This window comes from Terrabacter sp. P5_B1 (genome assembly GCF_056400505.1).
On the sequence record NZ_JBFULD010000274.1, the window covers coordinates 1 to 5,706 of the forward strand.

Consider the following 5,706-nt stretch of genomic DNA (forward strand, 5'->3'; position numbering starts at 1 on the left):
CCCAACCTCCGCCACCGCCACCGCCACCGCCGCCGCCGCGTCGTCGACACCCGTGGCACCGCGGGTCGGCGGGGGTGGAGACGACGCGCTCTCGGCCCCCTACGGCCCGGCGTTCCCGCTGACCCTGCGCCGCACCGGCGGGATGGCCGGTTTCGACGACCGCGTCGTGCTCGACCTCGACGGCCGGGTCCACGTCGAGACGCGCTCGGTCCACGGCCGCGTGTGCACGCTCGGCGCACCCCAGCTGCACCAGCTCCTGGCGCTCCTCGCCACCCTGCGTCTCGGTCCGCACGTGAGCGACGACCTGCCGTCCGGCGTGGCGCCTCCCGGGGAGGCAGGCGCGGTCACCCCCGACCCCGTGAGCGACCCGATCACCGTCTCGGTGACCGACCACGAGGCGCGCCGGATCGACCTCAGCGATCCGTCGCTGGGCGAGGTCTCCGGGCTGGTCGGCACCCTGGTCAGCGACGTCACGCTCTCGGTGCCTGCGACCACCCGCTGCACGACGTCGCCGAAGTCCGCCGTCGCGCCCGCCCCCTGAGCACCCGCTCCCCGAGCGCCCCCGCCACACGCACGAGGTCGGTATGCCGCGGGCTGGGCCCACGGCATACCGACCTCTTGGGGGTGTTGCGCGTCAGACGACCGCGCGCTGGCTCAGAAGTTCGTCGCGACGTCGTCGACGACGAAGCTCGTCTGCAGCGAGGAGTCCTCGGTGTCGGCGAACTTCAGCGTGACGTTCGTGCCCTTGTAGGAGCTCAGGTCGATCGTCTTCTGGACGTAGGACGCCTTGGGCGTGGACAGGTTCGAGTAGCTCTGCTTCGTGACGCCGTTGATCTGCACCGTGGCCGTGTCGTAGGCGGTGGTCGTCGTCGTCTCGGACGTGTCGATCCGGATCCAGTAGGTCAGGGTCGGCGAGGTGGCCGTGGACGGGACGGCGAAGGTCTGCGACTCGCTCTCCGAGCCCGAGACCCCGTTGCCGCCCAGCCACAGCTTGTACGACCCGCTGTGGGCGGGACGACCCGTGTCGTTGGTGATCGGGCCGGTGGTGCCGGTCCAGCCGGTCTGGCCGGACTCGAAGCCACCGTTGGTCAGCGAGCCACCGGTGGGCGGGGGCGTCGTGCCACCGCACGTCTCGGTGCTGGCCGGGGCTGCGATGGCACCCATCGCCTTGTCGACCGCCGTGCACTCGGCCGAGCCGACGCCGTAGAGGTCCTTGGCCGCCTTGATGACACCGGTGCGGGCCGCCGCGTAGTTGCTCGACGAGGTGAGGTACGTCGAAAGCGTGCGGTACCAGATCTTCTCGGCCTTGACGTGGCCGATGCCCGTCACGGTCGAGCCGTCACACGTGGGGCTGTTGTAGCTGACGCCGTTGACCGTCTTGGCGCCCGAACCCTCGGAGGCCAGGTAGTACCAGTGGTTGAGCGGGCCGGACGAGTAGTGCGGGTCGAGGCCGCCGAGGGTCGAGCTCCAGCAGTCCTTCGAGGCGCCGTCCTTGCTCGGCTTGTCCATGTAGCGCAGCGGCGTGCCGTTGCCGTTGAGGTTGAGCTTCTCGCCGATGAGGTAGTCGGGCACGTCGTTGGGGTTGTTGGCGTACCACTCGACGGCCGTGCCGAAGATGTCGGACGTCGACTCGTTGAGGCCGCCCGCGTCGCCGGTGTAGGCGAGACCTGCGGTGTTCTCGGTGACGCCGTGGCTCATCTCGTGGCCCGCGACGTCGATCTCCACCAGCGGGGCGGCGTTGCCGGCGCCGTCGCCGTACGTCATCTGCGTGCCGTCCCAGAAGGCGTTGGAGTAGTTCTGGCCGTAGTGGACCCGGCTGCGGGCGCCGGTGCCGTTGTTCCAGATGCCGGCGCGGCCGAGCTGGGTGTTGTAGTAGTCGTACGTCTTGCCCGCGCCGTAGTGCGCGTCGACGGCGGCCGACTGGCGGTTGCTCTGCGAGCCCGTGCCCCAGACGTCGTCGGCGTCGGTGAACGTCGTCCCGTTGCCGCTCGTGGCCTGGTTGAGGTCGGTCGTGTAGTTCCCGTGCGAGTCCTTCATCGTGTAGGCGCCGGAGCTGCCCGAGGTCGCGAGCGAGACGCTTCCGACGAAGATGCCGTTGCCGGTGCCCTCCTTGACGTCGTCCCAGCTCGTCAGGGTCTTGCCCGTGGTGGCGTCGACGATCGTGTGGAGTCGGGTCGGGGTCTGGTCGGCCTTGATGCCCTCGGTGATGACCTCGTAGGCGAGCTTGGGTCCGGTCGCCGACTGGAAGACGACGAGCTCACCGGGAGTGGCGGTCTCGTTGTTGGCCTTGGCGGCGGCGAGTCCCGCCTGGTGCGCCTGGCTCTTGGAGACGGTCGGGGTCATCGTGGGCGGGGTGACGTTCTTGCGCACGTTCCAGCTGACGCTCTTGACGGCACCCGAGGCGTCCTTGTGGCTGACGAAGTCACCGCCGATGACGCGGAGACCGTCGAGGGTGCGCTCATACCGGACGTGGGTGGCGCCGTCGGGATCCGCGATGACCGACTTGACGGTGAGCTTCTCGCCCGAGGAGAGGCCGAGGGCGCTCGCGGATGCCGCGGCTCGGGACTGCTCGGTCGTCTTGAGGCTCTGGGACTCGGGGGCAGGCGCCTTGTCGCGCCCTGCCCCGGCCGCTGCGCCCGCCGGGATCGCCGGCGAGATGGCGAGAGCGAGGGCGAGCAGCCCTCCGGTCGCCAGCCCGGACTTCAGTCGATTCACTGGTTGCTCCTTGTCGGGATGCGGCGTGTGGCCGCTCGAGAGAGTTCCGCCAGCCCACGACTTGAGATCGGGCCGGAACGAGCGTGACGCTCGCAGCAGCGGAGAACAAGGGTCAACGGCCTTGCCAAGTCTTTGCCATATGCGTCCCAAGTCCTGAGCGGCCCTTGGCAGCAAGGCGATTCGCTGCAGGGCCCAACTTGGGTGATCTCCCAGAGTCGTTCACGGGAGCACTCGGTCGAAGGTCAGCTGGCCGTCAGGGAGCCGTCGGGTCGTCGCCCGCACGGTCACGCTCACGGGCGCGGGCCAGGTCGGCTGGCGTGTCGACGTCGAGGGCCAGCTCGGCGGGGTCGTCGACGGACTGCGTGCGTATGCCGGATGCCAGCTCGCGCATGCTCCTGCCGTAGGCGTCGCCGACCTCGTCGAGCCGGGCTTGCAGGGCCGGGAGTCGCCAGGCCGCACAGAGCCAGTTCGTGCGGCCGTCGCGGTCGACGGTGACCGCGAGGTCGGCCGACTCCAGGGCGCCAAGCAGCCGGTCGACATGGGCGGAGGTGACGAAGGGCAGGTCTGCGGCGAGGACCACGACGGCATCCGGGCGGGACGCGCCGGCGGCAACCGTCAGGGCCTCGACGGCGGTCGCCAGGCCGGCCACGGGACCGCCGCCGGGCACGCGCTCGAGCACGACGCATACGCCCTCGGGGACGCCCTGGCCCGGGCCCACGACGAGCGCCGGACGGTCGCCGGCGGCGGCAAGCACGCGCGCGACGAGCGGACGACCACCCACGTCGAGCACCGGCTTGTGCGAGCCCATGCGCCGTGACGCGCCGCCCGTCAGGACGACGACGACCGCGGATGCGGCGGCTCGGGCAGGTGGCACCCTCGGAGTCTGGCACGGAGTCTGGCAGGCTGAGTCCATGGGACGAGTGACGGTACGGCGCAAGGTCACGACGATCGATCTCGCGACCCCGTCGACGACGACCCGCCCCGACACGCTCACCGTGGAGGAGCCGCTCGAGCTGCGCGTCAACGGAACGCCGCTCACGGTGACGATGCGCACGCCGGGACACGACATCGAGCTCGTGCACGGCTTCCTCCTGTCGGAGGGGCTGATCCACTCGGCCGACGACATCGCCCTGGCGCGCTACTGCGAGGGCGCGGTCGTGTCCGGCGAGAGCGGGTTCGACGAGAACACCTACAACGTCATCGACGTGACCCTGGCGCCGGGTGTGGCGGCCCCGGCAGCCTCTGCGACGCGAGCCTTCTTCACCAACTCGTCGTGCGGTGTCTGCGGCAAGGCAAGCATCGAGCAGCTGCGCGCGCAGTCCGCGTTCGACGTGCGTTCGGACGCAACGGAGTTCGCGGCGAAGGTCGTCGCCGAGCTGCCCGACGCGCTGCGCGCCCAGCAACGGTCGTTTGACAAGACGGGTGGGCTGCACGCCGCCGGGCTCTTCACCGCCGACGGCGAGCTGCTCGTCGTGCGTGAGGACGTCGGTCGGCACAACGCCGTCGACAAGGTCGTCGGGTGGGCGCTGCAGAGCGGCCGCGTCCCGGGCGTGGGGTGCGTGCTCGTCGTGTCGGGTCGCGCGTCGTTCGAGCTGACGCAAAAGGCGATCATGGCTGGGATTCCGTGTCTCGCAGCGGTTTCGGCGCCGTCGTCCTTGGCGGTGGAGTGCGCTGAGGACGCCGGGATGAGCCTGCTCGGCTTCGTGCGCGGGAGCCGCTTCAACGTGTATGCCGGCGCGCACCGGATCACGACCAGCTGACCACCGACGTCCACCCCAGCAACTGGAGGCACCACCGTGGCGATCTTCGCGATCCACTACACCTACCCCGACGACGTGACCGAGATGCTGACGATCCGGCCCGAGCACCGCGAGTGGCTGATGGGGCAGCCGGGCCTGCTCGTCGCCGGGATGTACCAGGACGGCCTCGACGAGTTGAGCGAGGGTGAGCCGACCGACCAGGAGCCGGCGAACGCCGCGCTCATCGTCTACTCGGCCGATTCACTGGAGGCCGTGTCGGAGACGTTCGACCAGGACCCCTACTGGCTCGGGGGCCACATCCTGCGACGCGTCGTGCGCCAGTGGGATCCGCCGCTGGGGCCGTGGGTCGCGGACCCGACCAACTCCCCCGGCTGAGGCCGATTGCGCGGACACCGCGAGCCGACAACGCTTCACGAATCTAATTGCCTGCCAAGAGGATTCGCTGTGGATGAGCCTTCCGATGTCGGCTTCGACCACGTAGAATCGAACACAAGATCGAAGATGCGACGGTAGTGACGACCAAGGGCCTGGAGGCTCTGGTGTCAGCGCTGTCGCAGGTCGGATCGGGCGACGGATCGGGCCACGAGTGCGACCAGGTCCGGATCGACCAGCTCGCCGTGCTGGAGCGGGTGAAGTCGGCGGTGGCCGCGGCCCAGGTGCGGGTGACGGCGGCGTTCGTGGACTCCCAGGATCAGGTCGCCCAGGCCTGGCTGGAGCGGGCGGCCGAGTGCTCCGAGGCCCACACCGTGCAGACCACCACCCCCACCGGGCACACCTACACCTCCCACGCCCCACCCCTGCTCCCCGCACGACAACCCGAGCCAGCAGCGCTCAGCCCGCTCGAACACGCCCTCACACTCGCGCTCGCCGCCTGACCCGTCCCGGGCCCAGTCAGAGCTGCTTGGCCAATGGGGTGACTCATGATGACCCTCCTTGGGTTCACGGCCACCGGGCCGGCGACTGCTCACCTCCTCGACGAACGCGCGGCCCCGAGATGGACGCCTCCGAGCCGCGCACCTGGAGGTCAGGCGCACCTCGTAGGCGATGTGCGTGTGGCCCCGACGTGTGCGGCTGGTGTGCCCATGTGCGGGTCCGCGGGTCAGAGGCGGGTGACCTGCCCCGCCTCGACGTGCCAGCGCTCGTCGAGGCGCACGTTCTCGAGCAGCCGGCGGTCGTGCGACACGAGCAGGAGCGCTCCGTCGTAGGAGTCGAGCGCCTCCTCGAGCTGCTC

Annotated in this window: 6 protein-coding genes; 4 read left to right on the forward strand and 2 right to left on the reverse strand. The window is 70.2% G+C overall.

Annotated features, from left to right (window positions below):
• The coding region (locus AC1DP0_RS16955; protein ID WP_478086514.1) for a hypothetical protein at positions 1-541 on the forward strand (541 nt) is incomplete at its 5' end.
• 113 nt (positions 542-654) lie between these two features.
• Here AC1DP0_RS16955 and AC1DP0_RS16960 read toward each other — a convergent pair.
• The gene (locus AC1DP0_RS16960; protein WP_478086516.1) at positions 655-2,715 is read right to left on the reverse strand and encodes a M4 family metallopeptidase; all 2,061 of its coding nucleotides are present in this window, start codon (positions 2,713-2,715) and stop codon (positions 655-657) included.
• A gap of 253 nt (positions 2,716-2,968) precedes the next feature.
• Complete coding sequence (gene mobA / locus AC1DP0_RS16965) at positions 2,969-3,589, reverse strand: molybdenum cofactor guanylyltransferase (protein ID WP_478086521.1); 621 nt, start codon at positions 3,587-3,589, stop codon at positions 2,969-2,971.
• Between the two features lie 37 nt (positions 3,590-3,626).
• Here mobA and fdhD point away from each other — a divergent pair, with 37 nt between their 5' ends.
• The 3 genes from fdhD to AC1DP0_RS16980 all read left to right on the forward strand — a co-directional run bounded on the left by fdhD (position 3,627) and on the right by AC1DP0_RS16980 (position 5,350).
• Positions 3,627-4,475, forward strand: a complete 849-nt coding sequence (gene fdhD / locus AC1DP0_RS16970) for a formate dehydrogenase accessory sulfurtransferase FdhD (protein WP_478086523.1) — start codon at positions 3,627-3,629, stop codon at positions 4,473-4,475.
• Between the two features lie 36 nt (positions 4,476-4,511).
• Positions 4,512-4,850, forward strand: a complete 339-nt coding sequence (locus AC1DP0_RS16975; RefSeq protein ID WP_478086527.1) for a YciI family protein — start codon at positions 4,512-4,514, stop codon at positions 4,848-4,850.
• Positions 4,851-5,014: 164 nt separating this feature from the next.
• The gene (locus tag AC1DP0_RS16980; protein ID WP_478086529.1) at positions 5,015-5,350 is read left to right on the forward strand and encodes a hypothetical protein; all 336 of its coding nucleotides are present in this window, start codon (positions 5,015-5,017) and stop codon (positions 5,348-5,350) included.
• Positions 5,351-5,706: the final 356 nt, after the last annotated feature.